The organism is Rufibacter ruber, assembly GCF_001647275.1.
Classification (GTDB): Bacteria; Bacteroidota; Bacteroidia; order Cytophagales; family Hymenobacteraceae; genus Nibribacter; species Nibribacter ruber_C.
Genome location: NZ_LRMM01000010.1, coordinates 1 through 17,534, shown reverse-complemented (window position 1 = coordinate 17,534; position 17,534 = coordinate 1). Strand labels below are relative to the sequence as shown.

At 47.1% G+C, this 17,534-nt stretch carries 15 protein-coding genes and 1 tRNA gene; 10 read left to right on the top strand and 6 right to left on the bottom strand.

Features of this window, described 5'->3' with window-relative positions:
• From A8O25_RS05815 to A8O25_RS05775, 9 genes are all read left to right on the top strand, one after another.
• Positions 1 to 999: a lysylphosphatidylglycerol synthase transmembrane domain-containing protein gene (locus tag A8O25_RS05815; RefSeq protein ID WP_161947705.1), complete on the top strand. Its 999-nt coding sequence runs from the start codon at positions 1 to 3 to the stop codon at positions 997 to 999.
• Positions 996 to 2,132 (top strand): glycosyltransferase, encoded by a 1,137-nt coding sequence (locus A8O25_RS05810; protein WP_161947704.1) that lies wholly within the window; start codon positions 996 to 998, stop codon positions 2,130 to 2,132. The genes A8O25_RS05815 and A8O25_RS05810 overlap by 4 nt, the downstream gene beginning before the upstream one ends.
• Complete coding sequence (locus A8O25_RS05805; RefSeq protein WP_066832033.1) at positions 2,129 to 2,386, top strand: hypothetical protein; 258 nt, start codon at positions 2,129 to 2,131, stop codon at positions 2,384 to 2,386. The genes A8O25_RS05810 and A8O25_RS05805 overlap by 4 nt, the downstream gene beginning before the upstream one ends.
• 454 nt (positions 2,387 to 2,840) lie before the next feature.
• Positions 2,841 to 4,064 carry a PP2C family protein-serine/threonine phosphatase gene (locus A8O25_RS05800; RefSeq protein WP_066832031.1) on the top strand — a complete coding sequence of 408 codons (1,224 nt, stop codon included), beginning with the start codon at positions 2,841 to 2,843 and terminating at the stop codon, positions 4,062 to 4,064.
• Positions 4,065 to 4,174: 110 nt separating this feature from the next.
• A complete protein-coding gene (locus tag A8O25_RS05795) occupies positions 4,175 to 4,804 on the top strand; it encodes a polysaccharide deacetylase family protein (protein WP_066832029.1) in 630 nt (209 codons plus the stop codon).
• A 3-nt stretch (positions 4,805 to 4,807) separates the two neighbouring features.
• A complete protein-coding gene (locus tag A8O25_RS05790) occupies positions 4,808 to 5,899 on the top strand; it encodes a glycosyltransferase (protein WP_082893477.1) in 1,092 nt (363 codons plus the stop codon).
• An 89-nt stretch (positions 5,900 to 5,988) separates the two neighbouring features.
• Positions 5,989 to 6,750 (top strand): TatD family hydrolase, encoded by a 762-nt coding sequence (locus tag A8O25_RS05785; protein ID WP_066832027.1) that lies wholly within the window; start codon positions 5,989 to 5,991, stop codon positions 6,748 to 6,750.
• A gap of 4 nt (positions 6,751 to 6,754) precedes the next feature.
• On the top strand, positions 6,755 to 7,828 hold the full coding sequence (locus A8O25_RS05780) for an asparaginase (RefSeq protein WP_066832025.1): 1,074 nt from the start codon (positions 6,755 to 6,757) through the stop codon (positions 7,826 to 7,828).
• Positions 7,829 to 7,900: 72 nt separating this feature from the next.
• Positions 7,901 to 7,987: transfer RNA gene (locus tag A8O25_RS05775), tRNA-Ser, on the top strand.
• Positions 7,988 to 8,855: 868 nt separating this feature from the next.
• Here the strand turns inward: A8O25_RS05775 and A8O25_RS22880 are convergent.
• The 5 genes from A8O25_RS22880 to A8O25_RS22875 all read right to left on the bottom strand — a co-directional run bounded on the left by A8O25_RS22880 (position 8,856) and on the right by A8O25_RS22875 (position 13,823).
• Positions 8,856 to 9,116, bottom strand: a complete 261-nt coding sequence (locus tag A8O25_RS22880) for a hypothetical protein (protein WP_153042608.1) — start codon at positions 9,114 to 9,116, stop codon at positions 8,856 to 8,858.
• A 201-nt stretch (positions 9,117 to 9,317) separates the two neighbouring features.
• Complete coding sequence (locus A8O25_RS05770) at positions 9,318 to 10,376, bottom strand: ABC transporter permease (protein ID WP_066832023.1); 1,059 nt, start codon at positions 10,374 to 10,376, stop codon at positions 9,318 to 9,320.
• 2 nt (positions 10,377 to 10,378) lie between these two features.
• Positions 10,379 to 11,701 (bottom strand): ABC transporter permease, encoded by a 1,323-nt coding sequence (locus tag A8O25_RS05765; protein ID WP_161947703.1) that lies wholly within the window; start codon positions 11,699 to 11,701, stop codon positions 10,379 to 10,381.
• Positions 11,702 to 11,761: 60 nt separating this feature from the next.
• Positions 11,762 to 13,489, bottom strand: coding sequence for an ABC transporter substrate-binding protein (locus A8O25_RS05760; RefSeq protein ID WP_082893476.1), 1,728 nt, complete (start codon positions 13,487 to 13,489; stop codon positions 11,762 to 11,764).
• A gap of 118 nt (positions 13,490 to 13,607) precedes the next feature.
• On the bottom strand, positions 13,608 to 13,823 hold the full coding sequence (locus tag A8O25_RS22875) for a hypothetical protein (protein WP_153042607.1): 216 nt from the start codon (positions 13,821 to 13,823) through the stop codon (positions 13,608 to 13,610).
• A gap of 290 nt (positions 13,824 to 14,113) precedes the next feature.
• On the opposite strand from A8O25_RS22875, the gene A8O25_RS05755 reads away from it, so the two are divergent.
• Positions 14,114 to 15,613: a hypothetical protein gene (locus A8O25_RS05755; protein ID WP_066832020.1), complete on the top strand. Its 1,500-nt coding sequence runs from the start codon at positions 14,114 to 14,116 to the stop codon at positions 15,611 to 15,613.
• 187 nt (positions 15,614 to 15,800) lie between these two features.
• On the opposite strand, the gene A8O25_RS05750 is transcribed toward A8O25_RS05755, so the two are convergent.
• Entirely contained in the window at positions 15,801 to 16,910 is a 1,110-nt protein-coding gene (locus tag A8O25_RS05750; protein ID WP_066832018.1) for a type III polyketide synthase, read from the bottom strand.
• Positions 16,911 to 17,534: the final 624 nt, after the last annotated feature.

The following is a 17,534-nucleotide window of genomic DNA, read 5'->3' as shown; positions in this document are numbered from 1 at the left end:
GTGCAAAATTACGAACAATCCGGCAACATCCGGTTATCCAGACGCATCTTGGTGTGGGTGGGAAAATTGTTCGTATTTGCCTTAACCCTTTACTATCTGCGTCAGGCTGTGCACGATGCCAGCACCAACACGGCGTTTTCTGTTCAGACCTTACAGCTGGTTTGGCACCGGGGCTGGCCGGCGGTGCTGCTGGCGGCAGGGCTCCTGCCGGTCAACTGGGGCGCCGAAGCATATAAATGGCAGTATCTCTCCTCAAAAATTGAAAGAATCTCCTTTCTGAAGGCGTACCGGGCGGTGCTGGTGGGGCTTACGCTCGGCTTTATCACCCCCAACCGCGTGGGCGACTATGCCGGCCGCATTCTCACCATGCAACAACAGAACCGGGCAGATGCCATAGGGGCCATTCTGCTGGGAAGGCTTTGCCAGTTATTTGCCACTGTTTTCATTGGTTCTGCTGCGCTGGCATATTTTATTTACCAATATTACCTGCCGTTGGCCTCGCCGCTGGGGTTGTCTATTGCCCTGGGGTTACTGATGGCGAACAGCTGGGCGCTAGCCCTGCTGTTCAGTTTCAAATGGGCGGTCTCTCTGCTGGACCGTGTGCCATACCTGAGGCGGTGGGTGCATTATTTTGCCGTGGTGGGGCAGTATTCTGCGCAAGAGCTGGTGCAGGTGCTTTGGCTGTCACTGGTGAGGTACCTGGTTTTCATGACCCAGTTTGTGGCGTTGTTGTGGGCATTTGGGGTACAACTTAGCATGGAGCAGTACATTTGGGGAGTTGCCGGAACGTTTCTGATGAAGTCGCTGGTGCCCTCTATCAACGCCTTGGCAGACATTGGGATGCGTGAACTCAGTGCCATGCATTTTTTTGGACTGATGGGGCAAGATACAATGCTGGTATTAGGGGCCAGCCTATCTCTGTGGGCGCTCAATATAGCCTTGCCCAGTGTCATAGGGTTGGTTTTTGTGTTACCTCTTAAATTTTTCAGAACCCGTTGATTCTGCAACTACTGTCTTTGCTGGTGGTACTGGCGTATGGCGTGTGCCTGGTGGTTTGCTGGATCAGTTGGCGGAGAATCCCTACAGTGGAAACGGGGCAGGACGTGCCCACAGTTTTCTTCTCTGTCATTATTCCGGTTAGAAACGAGGCCACCCATATTGTACAGCTCCTGGGAGATCTGGAACGGCAGCAGTATCCGGCATCAGCTTTTGAGGTAATTGTAGTAGATGACCATTCAGAAGATGACACTGTACGGCAGGTAGAGCAGTTTCAGCAGCAGACACAATTGAGGCTTTCAGTCCTGAACCTGGCCTCTTTTCCGGGAGTCAGGCAGAAAAAGGGCGCCGTGGAGGCGGGAATCAAAGCAGCGAAAGGCGAGTGGATTGCTTGTACTGACGGCGATTGCAGGCTACACCCTTCCTGGCTGGCGCTGCTTAACCAATTAAAGCAGCGGGAGAACCCTAAGATCATCTGCGGCCCGGTAGCATTGTCACCCTGCCAGAATCTCTTTCAGAATTTACAGGCGCTGGAGTTTTCAGCGTTGATAGGAGTAGGGGCTGCCACCCTGCAGATGGGCAGGCCCACCATGTGCAACGGGGCCAACCTGGCGTATGAAAAAGACGCTTTTTACGGAGTGAATGGTTTTAAGGGGAATGAACACGTGCCTTCAGGCGATGACGAATTCCTGCTCCACAAAATACAGCAGAAGTACCCAAAGCGGGCTGTTTTTTTAAAAGCGGAAAATGCAGTTGTGAAAACCGCCCCCGCCTCCCGCCTGAGCCAATTTATTCACCAGCGGGTACGGTGGGCCAGCAAGTGGCAGCACTATGAAGCGTGGGGGCCTAAAGTGTTGGCAGTCTTAGTGGCGGGAGCCAACCTACTTCTTTGGTTCGCCTTCTTTATGGCCGTGGCAAACATTTGGAGCTGGTGGTTTTTTGCCCTTTGCTTGCTAGTGAAACTGGGGCCAGACCTGCTTCTTTTCAGTTCAGTTTTGCCCTTCTTTCAGAAAAACAGGCTATTTTCGCTCATCCCTTTGCTACAGGTAGTTTATGTGCCGTATGTGCTGTATACCGCCTTATCTGGCTTAAAGGGAAGGTACCGGTGGAAGGGGCGTGAACACGAATCATCATGACAGATCAGGAATTTGATATTTTAGACGAGCTTTACTTTGTGACTTCCTTTCAGGAACTTCAGCAAAAGCTGGAGATGCCAGAGGGGGAACTCCGGGAGGCGCTAAGAGGGCTCATCAGTATGAATTACGTTAAGTGCCTGTTCCCAGACCAGGACACAGAGGTACCGTATGACCCCGGACATTTTGAGGTAGAGGGGCACCGGTATTTTTTCTTAGCCACCAAAGCGGGCCTGCTTTCGCACAATACTTTATAACAGCTGTTAATTGCCTTGGCGATGGCAATGCCCGGCAGGAATCAGTTCTCTTTTTGCTTGCCGCTGGCTGCTCCCTGGCTCTGACCTGGTAAAACGTAGCCTTTCATAAGCAGAAGGTTTGAAACATGTTTTTCTGTTTTTAGCCTACTTTCAGGAAAACAAGCCAAAAACAGAGAGAAGTTCCTGCCTGCGCAGAACCTTTCTCCCTGATCAGGCATTTATGAGATAACTTTAAGAACCTTCCTGTTTGCCCGTTCAGCCTAAAAATTTAAACAAAAATAAACACTTAGGGCAGGCCTTTCCTGCAGGGGCGGTTGATCAGATAACTTTTTTTTAGTTCAGGTGTTTCAGATGAAGGTGAGTACTCTTAGCAATCCCGGGTCTTTTAGTTAAATTGCCTTTTGATTTGCTATAGCACCCAGATAAGATAAATTCAAGAAAACGGCAGTTGTCAATGTCAGAATTGAAGTTCCCCACAGTAGAGCAAGAGTTGAACCTGAAGAAGCTGGAATTGGCGGCTCTGCTGGAGATCACAAAGGCTATCAATAACAATCTGCCTGAAGAAGCTCTTTATAAGATTTACCATTTCACCCTGCTGGCCCAGTTGAACATACGGCGCCTCTCGCTGTTTCTGCTAGACGAGCAATGGGAGTGCAAGGTCTGTTTTGGCACAGACTACAACTTCAGGGAACTTGCGCTTCCGCAGGAGATAGCAGAGCTGCGGGAAATCACGTCTCTGTCAAAACTCAACATTGACCGCCGGTGGCATGACTTTGAAACCGTCATACCCATTATACACAATAGCAGGATACTGGCCTTTGTGATGATTGGGAACGTGCATGCCTATTATACCACCCTGGGGGCCCTGAGCTTTGTACAGACGCTGAGCAACATCATTCTGGTGGCCATGGAGAACCGAAGGCTGGAAAGGCAGCGGTTGGCCCAGGAAGCAGTGAGAAAAGAAGTGGAGATTGCGCGCGAAGTGCAGAACATGCTGTTCCCCAAGTCGCTGCCCAACAACCAGCAGGTTTCTGTACATGCCACCTATATTCCGCATTCTTCTATAGGCGGAGATTACTATGACTACATCCCCATTGACAAAGACCAGTTTCTTTTCTGTGTGGCAGATGTTTCTGGCAAGGGAGTGCCTGCCTCGTTGTTGATGTCTAACTTCCAGGCCGGCCTGCGTACCATTTTACGGCAAACCACCAACCTGGACACCATTGTCTCTGAGCTGAATGACCTCATCTACCGCAATGCGGTGGCAGAGAAATTCATCACCTGCTTTCTGGGCATTTACAACCGAACCACCCGTGAGCTGAGTTATGTGAATGCCGGGCACAACGCCTCTATTCTTCTTTATGAAAACAACACGTATCAGCTGTTGGAGGAAGGGTGTACCATGCTGGGCATTTTTGACGTTCTCCCATTTTTGAAGGTGACCAAAGTGCCTGTGCCGCCGCAGTCATTCGTCTTTTGCTACACAGACGGCCTGACCGAGGTTTTTAACCAGGAGGAGGATGAGTTTGGCGTAGAGAATACCATCAAGTTTCTGCAATGCTGCCGCTTTGTAAGTTCCCGCAACATCCATACCCAGTTGCTGCAGGAGATTAATGCCTACAACAGCGGCAACTCGTTCCATGATGACATCACGCTCCTTTCATGTCGGTTTAAATAATTCATTCTTTGCTTTCCTGTTTTCGCTGTTTTCAGAAAAACAGCCCGAAAACAGGATGCCGAACGGCGTAGTGCTTCTGTAGCAGATTGAGAGACAACAACAACTAAGAAATGAGGTTTCACCAGACTCCGGCATTGTTGAGGTGGCTTTTCCCAAGGATCTGGTGGAAGAAATCTGTGCAGGAAAAGGTCATTTTTCTCACCTTTGATGATGGCCCCATTCCAGAGGTGACAGACTTTGTGCTGGGGCAGCTGGACCAATATCACGCAAAAGCCACTTTTTTTTGGGTGGGCGACAATGTGGAGCGGTATCCTGAGATAGCAAAAAGAGTACTGGCTGCGGGTCACAGGGTGGGAAACCACACATATCATCATGTGCAGGCCTGGAAGAACCGGGTGGAGACGTATGGCCAGGAGGTGCAGCAATGCCAACAGGCCCTTGAAAGGGCAGGGGCCCCGGCAGCAGAGAAGCTCTTCAGGCCGCCCCACGGCCAACTCACCTTCGCGCATCTGCGTAAGCTTCAACCTGAGTACCAAGTGGTGATGTGGAGCAGCCTTACCTATGATTTTGACGCGTCCTTGCCGGCAGAAGAATGCCTTAGCAGGTCAATTGCCTCCATCAAGCCGGGTTCTATAGTAGTGATGCATGATAGCCTGAAAGCAGAAAAGAATCTGCGGTATGTATTGCCCCGCTTGCTGCAGCACTTCACCTCACTGGGCTACTCGTTCAAAACCCTGTAGCAGATGCTGTTTTCTATTGGCTTTCTAACGCTGTACCTTTTTGTTTTTCTGCTGTTGCTGCTGCTCTGGGTCTTCAGGGCACCCCCAGAAAGCTCTGCCGCGCAAGAATTCCCCCCAGTAAGTATTCTGATTGCTGCCAGAAATGAACAGGAGCATATCTTAACCTGCCTGGCCGCCATTGACCGGCTGGCTTACCCCAAAGATAAGCTGGAAGTACTGGTAGGCGATGACCGCTCCCAAGACAACACCCGTTCTCTGGTAGAGCAGTACAGCCTGGGCAAACCGTACGTCACCTGTGTTCCCATCTCCTATGACATGGCCGGTACCAAAGGAAAGGCCAATGTGTTGGCCCAGTTGGCAAAAAGAGCTACCTCTGAGTTCTTTTTCATTACTGATGCAGACATTGAGGTGCCGCCGCAGTGGGTGCATACGCTTTTGCAACGGCTTACCCCTACCACAGGCATAGTGACGGGAATCACCACCACTAAGGGCCATTCCCTCTTTGAGCGGCTTCAGGCACTTGACTGGCTCTATAATCTGGGGCTGATGCAGGTGGTGGCAGACAGGGGCGTCTCTGTTTCTACCATGGGGAATAACATGCTGGTGACCCGGGAGGCCTATGAACAGGTAGGTGGTTTTGAGGGAATCCCTTTCTCTATTACAGAAGATGTGCAACTGCACAAGGAAATAACCGCGGCCGGTTTCCAGACCGCCCATGTTTACAGCCCCTCGGCGCTAGCCCTTTCTAAACCGATTGGAAACCTGAATGACTTTTTTAACCAGCGGCGGCGCTGGATGCGGGGTTCTGTAAAACTGCCCTGGTACATGCTGCTGCTCTTCATTTTTCACTCCTCGTATTATCCCGTGTGGGTCCCTTTCTTCCTGCATGCGGGTTGGGCCGTCTGGGGGGGTGTCTTTGCAGCAAAGCTTCTGCTGCAGTCGGTTTTTGTATCTTTCTGTTGCCAGCGGGTGCATTGGAAGGTTCAGGGGAGGGATCTGTTTCTCCTGGAGCTGTACCTGCTCTTTACCTCGCTGGTTTTAATTGTTTACTTCTTCCTTCCTACCAAGATCAGATGGAAGGGCAGACAATATTAACCTTCTGCCGGTAGAATGCATTATCTTTGCTGTTTCTGAGCTGTTTTCTGAAAAACAGGCCAAAAACAGCACGTTCGTTATTGAAGTAAATGACCTTTATAGATACACACGCCCATGTCTTCTCCCCAGAGTTTGATGAAGACCGGGAGGAGATGCTGCAGCGGGCACAAGCGGCCCAGGTGACACAAGTTTATATGCCCAATATTAATGTGGCTTCCATTGACGCCATGTTGCAGGTAGAGGAAAAGCATGCGTGGTGCCATGCCATGATAGGGCTGCACCCGTGTTATGTGAAGCAGGAGTTTGAAAAAGACCTGGCAGTGATAGAAAAATGGCTGGAAACCCGCAGTTTTAAGGGAATAGGGGAGGCGGGCCTGGACCTTTACTGGGATAAATCATTACTTGACCAGCAGCGGGAGGCGTTGCGGGTGCAGTGTGGCTGGGCTAAGAAATACCAGCGCCCCATCATTCTGCACACCAGAGACGCCTTTCAAGAGACCTTAGAAATTGTGCAGGAGCAGCAAGACGGCACCCTGAGAGGTATTTTTCACTGCTTCTCAGGCACGGTAGAAGAGGCACAGGCTGTGCTGGGGGTAAATTTCCTGCTCGGGATTGGCGGGGTGAGTACGTTTAAGAATGGCGGACTGGAGCCGGTGTTACAGCAAATTGACCTGAAACACCTGGTGCTGGAAACCGACAGCCCGTATCTGGCACCGGTGCCCAGGCGTGGCAAACGAAATGAACCGGCCTACCTGCCCTACGTGGCCCAGCGCATAGCAGAAATCAAATCAATGACAGTAGAAGAGGTGGCAACGGCAACTACGGCCAATGCGCTAGACTTATTTGCCTGAGACAATGAAGTTTTTAAAGGTTGACATAAACACGGCCGCCCCCCGCCACCCAGAGGCCTCTATCTTGCTCATCTATACCGGAGGGACCATCGGGATGGTTTCTGACAAGCAGGATGAATCGCTGGTGCCGTTTGATTTCAGTGAAGTGATACACCGGGTGCCTGAGATGCGGCAGTTCAAAGTGATGCTGACCGTGTTAAGCCTTGACCCACCCATTGACTCCTCTAATGTGGGGGTGGAGCACTGGGTGAAACTGGCGCAGCTTATCCAGGTGAACTACCATGAGTATGACGGGTTCGTTATTCTGCACGGCACTGACACCATGGCTTACAGTGCCTCTGCCCTTAGCTTTCTGTTGGAGAACCTGGGGAAACCGGTCATCTTCACCGGTGCCCAGGTGCCTATTGGCAGAATGCGGACTGATGCCCGCCGTAACTTGATAACGGCCTTAGAGATTGCCTCAGCCCAGCGCATGGGGAGGCCTTTGGTGCCAGAGGTCTGTATTTTCTTCAACACAGTTTTATTGCGTGGCAACCGGTCTACGAAGGTGGAAAGCCGTCATTTCAATGCTTTTCACTCCGGTAAATATCCGCCGTTGGCGCAGGCGGGCATTGATATAGAGTTCAATCCCTCTATGATTCTGCCGCCCCCGGCAGAACCCTTGCGCGTTTACGGTGATTTAGAGAGCAGAGTGGGTGTTTTGAAGCTTTTCCCAGGAATCACTCCCGCCATTGTGAAGGCTATCCTTAATTCTGAGGGCTTGAAAGGACTTGTATTGGAGACGTTTGGTGCCGGAAATGCCCCTACCTACCCCTGGTTTTTAGATTTGCTGAAAGACGCTGTGCACCGTGGCATCACTATTTTAAATGTTTCCCAGTGTGAGGAAGGGGAGGTGAGGCAAGGAGAATATGAAACCAGCAAGTACCTGAAAGATATGGGTGTGATTGGCGGCGCCGATATCAGCACAGAGGCTGCCCTCACAAAGCTCATGTTTGTACTGGCTCAAAATGTAAGTGTAGAAAAAACAGCTCAATTACTGCAGCAGAACCTGCGGGGAGAAATGAAGGCGAGAAAGTAGCCTCAATTTTGCTTTATTATTTGTAAAAGAAATCTATTCTGCGTTATTTCGCATTCCCAAACAGGTGAACACGGAGAGGTGTCAGAGTGGTCGAACGAGCACGCCTGGAAAGTGTGTATACTGGTAACGGTATCGAGGGTTCGAATCCCTCCCTCTCCGCTCCATTTAAAAAGAAGTCCCTTCAGTTTTAAACTGGAGGGACTTCTTTTTTTGCCTTTAGTTTTTTTGATGCTATATAGAGTCTCATGTTCAGCTTTATCAAAAGATAGCCAGCGAAGGCTTTGCCTGTAATTCTGTTTCTGGGCTACTTTTTGAAAAACAGCCCGAAAACAGAAAGTTACCACACCCATAGGTAAAAGAGAGGCTTGCGCCAGAGATGATATAAGACCTTCTTAAGTTCTGTCTCTCTAGCCCTAATACGGTTACCACACGTGAGCTCAGGAGTCATTGAGCATAGATCCCTTCTTCGCCAGTAATACTATCTGCTGCCACTACCTGATTTCAAATTTACCTATCAAACCACTAGTTCTGTTTTTGGCCTGTTTTCAGGAAAACAGCTCCAAAACAGCGTTCCAGCAGCAGCTTGAAGGTTATAAAGCGGGCAATAATTAATTCCAAATAATAGAATCAGAGGGTATTCCCGCTATCGCACAATTGGGCATTGTCAGACACATGTACCATGAGTTTTAGTTTTTGGAAGAAGTGAATTACATGTGAAGTAGGTAGGCGCTGTAGTTGTTGAATCTACCTGGTAGCCCCTCTTCTTGTCTATGATTGAAGCTTCCTTTTAGCTTAGCAAAGTACGGGATTATATTTTTGTCAGGAACCAGCAAGGAAGAGGTTTGAACAGGTCCTCGCAGAAGCTGATTTAATCAGAGCCCCATTTGCTTGAGACACTTAAAAGAAGCGGGAGCTATCAAAAAAAAATGCCTGCCGGTGACAAGTCGGCAGGCAGACAGACAAACAACAAAAAACTAAAACAAGTAAACTAACTTCCGCATGGGGGGCTACGGAAGACAACCAAATATCAATATCTAATTCCGGGGTGACCGGTAAGGGATTCAAAATCATAGGTGCTTATGAAAAAGCTCTCTGTCTTAAATCCGCCAACAAATTCAGATGGCATAAAGTCTACATAGGTAGTTGACCAAGCCAATGATGAATCTTCTACCTGTTGTGGCGTGCAAAAGGTAGTTTGTCCGCCAGGATGGCTTATTAAATTATAACTCATGGCTGGCTGGTACTGACTGCCCAAACTAGTGGGCAGGCTTTGTTGCTGTACCTTCATCTTCTTTGTCTTTATTGTTGATACAATATTACGGCAGATGGTGATGAAAAAATAGGAAACTTTGTGGCTTAACGTAACAAGGAAAAAATAAGGTAGAATTGATCATGAAGGGCTTAAAAAGGCTTTTATTAGTCGAATATTGAACCTTTAGGATATGGTAAATTTAAAATGTAGACTAACAAAGTGAGATTTGTAACAAAATTAGTCCCTTCTTTTGAAAGAAAGTCTGCTGCCAATCACTTGTAAAGACAAGACACTGAGGAGCAGGAATACAGCCGGAAATGCAAAAAGCCACCACGCCTCCAGTGATAAACGGGCCACTGAGAGCATTTTTCCCCATGAGGGAACAGCCGAAGGCAGGCCAATGCCAAGAAAGGAAAGAGTGGCGCCAACCCCTAGTAGACCGGAGGCCGTAAAACAGAAATTGACGAGCAATGAACCTTTCAAAGTTGGCCACAGGTGCCTTCTAAAAAGTGGTAATGGTGGGGTGCCTAACGCTATGGCCGCTTCTATATAAGGTTCCTGCCGGAGAGAAAGTAAGGCCGTTCTGGTGAGTCTACCCGGATAGACCCAATACGAAAGGCTAATCCAAACTACCATTGAAGCCAAAGAAGGGGCGGCAAAAACAGATAGTAATACAATAAGCAGAAGCTTAGGCAAGGTTGACCACAGGTCAGAGATCTTCTGAAAGCATGAGTCAACGGGAATCGTACTCTTCTTTCGGAACAAAGGAAGCAGCAAAAGGATTTTGTAAAGTACATAAGACAGCACCCAAGACACTAACAGGGACAGCAGAAAACTGTAATTAGAGAATTCTGCAGACAGTAAGGGTGATAGCAATTGCTGCCGTTGCAGCTCCCAGCTGTACCAGACCAGAAAGGAAAATAAAAACCACCTTACCAGCGAGGCAATTGTACATTTTAGATGGTGATTGCCTAGTGTGGCGGCGGCTGCCCCTAGCGATACCCCAAGTATGTTCGCCAACAGAAGAGGCGGAAAGGTCAGCCACCAGGCTGTCTTACAGCTAAGTAAAAGGCTAGAAAGGACATCCCTGCCTAAATGATCTGTACCCAATACATGGGCATTAGAAACAAAAGGTGGTAAATAAGTCTCCTGTAGGTTAGAGGTGACACTGTCCTCATCAAAAATATAAGCGAGGCATGCAATTATAAAAAACGCGAATTGCCACAACAGAGCCCATATAGTCTGGGGGATATATCTCCCTTTCTTAAAGGGAAGTAAGGAGGCTTTTAGATCCATTTTTACCGTACTCTTGGGTCAGCCCAACTATGCGCCACATCGGTTAGCCACACAACCACTGTTCTAAACGCTAGAAGAAAGAGGGTCACACCTATTAAAACCGGATAATCTCTATTCAAAACTGAGTGCGTCAATAGGCTTCCAATTCCAGGCAACGAAAAAGTGATTTCTACAATAAGAACACCTGCCAAAAGGCCAATGACAACTTCACTCAGTAAGGTTATAACAGGCATCAAGGCATTGGGCCAGGCGTGGCGATTGATCATTTTAATCTTATTTACACCTTTTGCTTTGGCAGTTAAGAGGTAAGGCTTTGACATCTCCTGGGAAAAGCTTTGGTAGATTTGGATAGAGAGATGCGGTATCAGAATAAGTGCTATACTGACACCAGCCAACAATAAGGTGCTGTTAGTAAAAAAAGATGCCCACAGAGATTCAGAAGCGGCCATCACTGGGGAAGAAAGAGTGCCTCCTGCTAGAACAAAAGCGGCAAAAAGAACCAAGGTCAGAAGAAAGGCAGGAATGGAATCTAACAGATACAGGACTGCTTTGAGGAACTTGCTGCCAAAGCTCTCCGCGTAGAGCGTAAGCAGTACTCCGGTGGCATAGGATAGAAAACCTGCCAGAAATAAACCAAAAAAGCTAATGGGGATGGTCGTTTTCAGTGCCTCCGTCAGTTTCTCCTGCACTGGTCTGAAATCCTTGACAGATGTACCCAGGTTTCCGATCAAAAGCCCTGTGAGCCAGCGGTGGTATTGGGAATTGGCTCCATGCCAATGGAAGACAGGAATTAATCCACTGAAAGCTGCCTTACTGGCAACCATTTTGGACCAGGAATTTTTTAAGTTACGTAATGAGGGATAAGGCTGTTTATGGCCTGTTTTTGCTAAAACATGCTCAAAACGTAATCCATAAAACTTCTTACTTTCTGAACTTTGACTTTCTGAATGTCCTAACAAAGCTGCTCTCGCCTGTAGCAGCGCTTCCTTTCCAAATGTTTTTTCAGTTGAGTTCCATTCTCTCCAGGACTTCAAGAATTCACCAACCGTTTCCTTGTTGTACCATTTTATGTATTGTGAAAGCCAGGGTTGCTCCTCCAGCGTTTCCTTAGAATACTGATTTAATACTGTGCCTACTGCTGTAGGTGAAATAGTGAAATAGAAAACCGGGAGATCAAGCCCCATTCTTTGCCGGTACTCCTGAATCACCTTTGCCCTGACATCTCCATTGGTTGTGCCATAAATGGTCGTATCTGCCTCTGTCATTCCCGCAGGAGTATAGATATTGGGAATTATCCTGCTCAGTAAGAAAATGACGGTGGCCATTGCCCATAAAGAAAATGGTAAGCTTAGTGATTTCCGGAAAAACGTACTCCAGACCATTTGCTACTCCTTCTTGATGATTAACTTACTGAGGTCATAGTTAGGTTTAATACTGGACACTACCACTGAGTCTATTCTTTTTGAGATGGCAATTTTATTCTGCAGGAAATAGAGGAAGACAAAATTGCTTTCTTCCTGCATGCGCTCTTGGAGTTGTTTTAGAAGTTCTCCTTGTTCAGCGGGGCTTTCTGTTTTTGCAATTCTCTCCAATAGACGGTCTGTCTCCTTATTCCCGAAATGAGTGACATTCGCGCCCCCCTCTTTTGCGCTGGAGGTATGAAGCAGAGGCAGTAAGTTATAGGAAAAGGGGCTTGTGGTTAAGGTTCTGAAATACAACTGAAAATTACCTTGGTTTAACCTTTCGCTAATTTGGCTGCTTTCTAAAGTGCCTATGGAAATAGGTACGCCAATAGACCGAGCGGCTTGTTGCAGCAGTAGTCCCATATTCTCAAAGTCAGAATTCCCTGCCCGGTGTATTAATTCCAGCGCAAGTTTTATTTCACGCCCACCTTTATGCTTTGTCCATCCAGAAGGCTTTTTTTTCCAGCCTGCAGCTTTTAGAAGCTGTACCGCTTTAGAGGTATTATAAGGTATTGGTTGTAACTGATGATGGTAGAAAGCGTTCACAGTGGGGTGTACAACTCCTATTGTAGCCGTTGCATACCCCCCTTGAAGAGTTTTTATTATTTGAGGTATGTCAAAGAGGTGGGCAATGGCCCTTCTTGTTTTTTTGTCTTCAAGAACAGGAGAGGCCCCGTTCATTCCTAAAAAAACCAGGTCATAGGTAGCAGGCGAGAAAAACTGTATTTTCTCTTTCATGTCTCTGTCCCGTTTCATTTCCTGGTAAGCAACAAGAGGGATATTGTCCATTAAGTCTAACTGGCCAGCTTTCAAAGCCAAGGTTGCAGCGGCGTCATCAGGAATAATTTGAAATAGTAGCTGGTCAGGTCTGGCTATAAGGGGAGTGGGAATAGGGTTTACCTGATCGCCCCACCAATTATTTTTCCTTTGGAGTAATACGTGTTGCCCGCTTGACCAGCTTATGAGTTTATAAGGCCCGCTTCCTTTTACCCCGGCTGTATCCCGGCTCAAGGTAGGGTTTTGTAAGGCGTTAGAAAAAGATTTAAAAGTGGTTGTGCGCGCCAGAGAATCAAAACGGTCTCTTATGAACGGCAATGAAAAGGAGGTGAGAATATTTTGAGGATCAAACCTATATTGAGGAAGAACAAAAAAATCCCCCACCATTATTCGCATCTCGGGAGCATACCCAGAGCAGATGATGGTGAAGGAATGAGGGTCCTGCTGATCTACTTTTATATCTTTTATAAAATGATATTGTGCCCGCCACCTGTCATTTTCTAACGCAGGGCTCTGTAGCACTTTCAGAGAAAACGCCACATCAAGGCCCGTGACAGGATTGCCGTTATCCCATTTAGCTTCAGGTCTGATTTTAAATCTGAAGTAAGAGAGAGAGTCTTGAACCTCTACGGTAGGAAGAGCCTCAACTAATAGAGGTTGGGCAGAATGATCTTTTAGATTAACCGTTAGCAGACTCTGATATATAAGGTTTAAGAGTTGCAACGAATAGGCATTTGCGTAGTTAATGGGATGCAGCGACTCAGGGTCCTGTGCCAATCTTATTCTTACGGCTGGGTTGTTGTTAGTAGAGTTTCCGCAGGAGGTTACAAAATACAAAAGCAACCACGAGGTATAAAAGGCAAGTTTTCTCATAAGGGGGCGGTTCTGGTGAAGACCCTCCCAATATTACTAAACTTGACTCAATAACCCTTAGGTTGCTACCGTATGTGAAGAATAAAAAGAAATGGTGGGGGTACCATTTCTTTTTTAATTAGTCTTTTGTATCCCAGTTACCAACACCGCCATAATTTGTAGTGCCAGCATCATTAGAAGAGCCACTAGTAGTAGAAGAAGTAGTGGTGCTGGTGGAACTTAGAGTAGTAGCAGAGGCACTGCTTGTTGATTGGCTTGTAGCTGTAGTGTTAGAATTGTTTCCAGAAGCAAGGGTGGAAAGCTGAAGGAGCAGAGCAAGTATTAATTCTATCATGGCGTTTTATGTTTTTGTATAGTACAAAGATGGTGGGTAGAGGAGCCAAAGAAAAGGAAACTATGCTCTAATACGTAACTAGTATTATATATTTAAATATTATAATAAAATGAAGGAAAAAGCCTAAAAAGCCCTTAGTTAGTTTGTTATTAGATTAAATATTCGCAAAATTTACTTTGTAGGTAACAAAACGCTAGAAAAAAAGATTCATAGCTTTAGCGGCACAAGGTACAAACACAATTTGTTTCTGTGCAACAGTTAGATACTGAGAAGGGTCATGAAATGTTATAATGGAAGAATTAAAGAAGTTAGCCCAAATTATTCATAAAAGAGGTATTGCCGAAGATTCTTTGGTTGATTTTAAACGGCAAAAACCTACCAAAGAATGGCTCCTCTTTGACGCATTGATAAAGGGTCTTGTATCCTCTGAAAGTGAGGCATTGAAGTATTTATATCCTGATTCACCTTCGGCCAGTGGATTGAAAATGGTTAAGTCCAGGCTCAGAAAAAAGCTTTTAAACCAGCTTTTCTTCCTTGAATTTCAGGGCCAAAGTTTTAAAGCGTCTCACGCGGTAGAACAGGAGTGTTTTGCAAAATTATATCAAGCTAGGATTTTAGTCAACTCAGGTGCTTATGAAGTTGCTCTTCCGTTGCTAAAACAAGTATTAGGCACCTCAGAAGAATATAGTTTTAATGATGTGGCTTACCTGGCACTTAGATCCTTGTTGCATATCTATGTTAATTTAGGTAAAAAGAAAGAATTTGCTAAAGCATCATCACAGTTAAAGAAAATCAGTGCTTGTATGTTGGCGGATCAGGAATCTGAAAAATTAATTTTGGAATCTACTTTAGAATTAAATTCTTCTGTGGCTGCCCGAAAGAAGTATCTAGATAGAATTGATGTCATTTTGGAGGAAATGCATTCCCTTTGGATCAATGCACAAACTTATGATACGTTTGACAATTATTATAGGCTATCTATTTGGGCCCAGGAACTGAAAGGAAATTTCCAGAGTATTGTAGAACTTAGTGACAATTCTGAGGATCTGTTAAAAACTGAAAAAATACATCCACAACGCTTTGATCATCGGTTTAATAAATATATACAAGTATATGCGCACTTAAGGGCAAAGAAATTAGAAAAAGGTTTGCAATTAGCCAAATCATACGAAGAAGCTTTTAACCCTTCTAGTAACAACTGGTTTGCCTTTATGGAAAATTATCTGCTTCTGGCGCTTCACTCTAAACGTTATACAGAAGCTCATTATCTGCTGGAAAAAATTCTAAGCAATCCTTTCTTCAATAAAATCAATAAAATGGCTCAGGAAAGGTGGTATTTGTTTGAAGCATATGTCCACTTTGTTGATCCATTAAAGAAAAAGCCGTTTAAACTACAGGAACTTGTACAGAATGCACCTAGCTATAGTAAAGATAAAGAAGGGTTTAATGTTGCCATTCTCATTCTCCAGGTGATGTATTATTTGGAGAAACATGAAATAGAAACTCTTGAGTACCGGATGGAGGCTTTAAAAAAATATGCCCATAATCACTTTAAAGATAGTTTCAGTGACAGGAGCCGCACTTTCTTCCGGTTATTAGGAGTGATGGTGAGAACAGATTTTGACCCCTGGGAGACTTCCAAGAAAAGTTATTACCTGTATCAAAAACTGCAGCGTATCCCCACTCCTGGTGATGCCTATGCTGAAACGGAGATAATACCATATGAACACCTTTGGGAATTGATTCTAAAGATGTTACACGGCCTTTCCAAAGCTAGAGCTAAGGCATAGAATTCTATTTTGAAGCCTTGCTGTTGAAAAGCATAAGACGTAAGCTATCTTACGTCAGATTGGCATAATTATTTATTCACTATCAGGATTAAATATTTTAGGAACTATCCAAGGGTATTGAAACTACTAGGAAAAAGGGGAATTTTTTCACCATTTTAATTATCTGTTTGGCTGGGTAGAACGCTCCCTAAACATGGTGCACGGTGAGTAACATAGATTCTAAGGTAAGGCCGGGGCCGAAGGCAAAACTGAGAATGGGCTCGTTCTGCTGCTGGGGCTGCAGCTCCTGCCAGAGGCTCTTGAGCACAAACAGCACCGTGGCCGAAGACATGTTGCCGAACTGGCGGAGTACGGCATAGGCGTGGCGGTTGTCTTCTCTGGTCAGGTGGAGCGCGTGCTCTATCACTTCCAGAATCTTCCTTCCGCCGGGGTGAATGGCAAAATGGGGCACCTCCTCCAGGCTGAGGTTGAGTTTCTGCAGCAGCTTTTGCGTGAGCTGCCCAATGCCCTGTTTGATCAGGGCGGGCACATACGAAGAGAGCGTCATCTCAAACCCGAAATCATTGATATGCCATGCCATCTCTTTCTGGCCAGAGGGGGCCAGGTCACAGTGAAACGCCTCTACCCGGAGCGTGAGGTCAGACAGCGGCTGCGCGCTCACCAGCACGGCGGCAGAGCCATCAGCAAACAGGGCGTTGGAGACCAGATGGTCGCTTTCAGGGCGCTTCTGAAAGTGCAGGGTGCAGAGTTCAGTGCAGACAATGAGCACGCGGGCGTGGGCATCTGCGCGGCAAATGGCATCGGCGGCTTTTAGGGCGTTAAACGCGGCGTAGCAGCCCATGAAATAGACGCACGTGCGCTGTACCTGCGCAGACAGCCCCAGCGCCTGCACCAGTTCAATGTCCAGCCCCGGGGCGTACATGCCGGTGCAGCTTACGGTGATCAAATGGGTGATACTGTCAACAGGGACCTGGGGCAGTTGGCGCAGGCAGTCCTGCGCCGCGGCCACTGAGAGCGGAAGCGCCGTCTCCTGAAACACCTGCATGCGCTGCCCCACCGTGGGGAAAGGCTCCAGCCCCGGGGTATTGGGGTAGAAGTCATAGTTGCCGTTCTCTCTGCCGTAGTCTGGCAGCACGGTGTGGCGCTGTTCAATGCCAGAGACGCGGTAAAGGGCTTTCAGTTTTCTGGTCTCCTGCTCCTCCAGCTGGAGCGCCTGCGCCATGAAATCAGCAATCTGTAGCTGAGGGTAAGCATGCGGGGGGTTGGCCGTGCCAATGGCGCAGAGGTAACTCTTCATATTCTAAGTATAAGCAAAAAGCGGCCAAGATGTTTAGGCTGTTGTGAGAAAGCTGTTGCAAGGGCATACTTAGAACCGCCGGTGCAGGTTGTGTCTGGGTTGATATTGTCTTTAGGTGAGGGTGGAAGGGGTTGTGGTGCAATATGGTTAATGCCAAAGGAGATGTACTGGGTGAGGCGTGTAGTCCTACATGTATGCTTTTTCTATTGAAGCCCCACATCTAGTTGCGCGGGTTTTGTTTCCCCGTTTGAGTGGCAGGGCCATGACGTTGCCAGCTTTGATGGGTTTGCAATCCTCAATTCTGGCACCTGCAGATCTGGAAACGGCCGCCCTGCCGCCAGAGTTGCAGAGCCCTAGGGTTGCCAATCCCCCCTTCCATATTTGCTCCGGAATTACCAATCTGGAAGAGCGCCCTTTTTAATAGAACTTTAAAGGGTAACGGGCACGGGTAAGCGGCATGGTCTGAGCGAAGGCTACTCTTACTGCTAGAGAAAAGACAGACGCCGTTTTAGGCCTGTTTTTCTGCAATACTTCGGACATTTTAAGGTAGAAGGATAAAAAAGGGCAGAAGCACTGTTAGCGGTGTGTGAAAACTACTACGGCTTCCGCCCCCGGCCCCGAGGG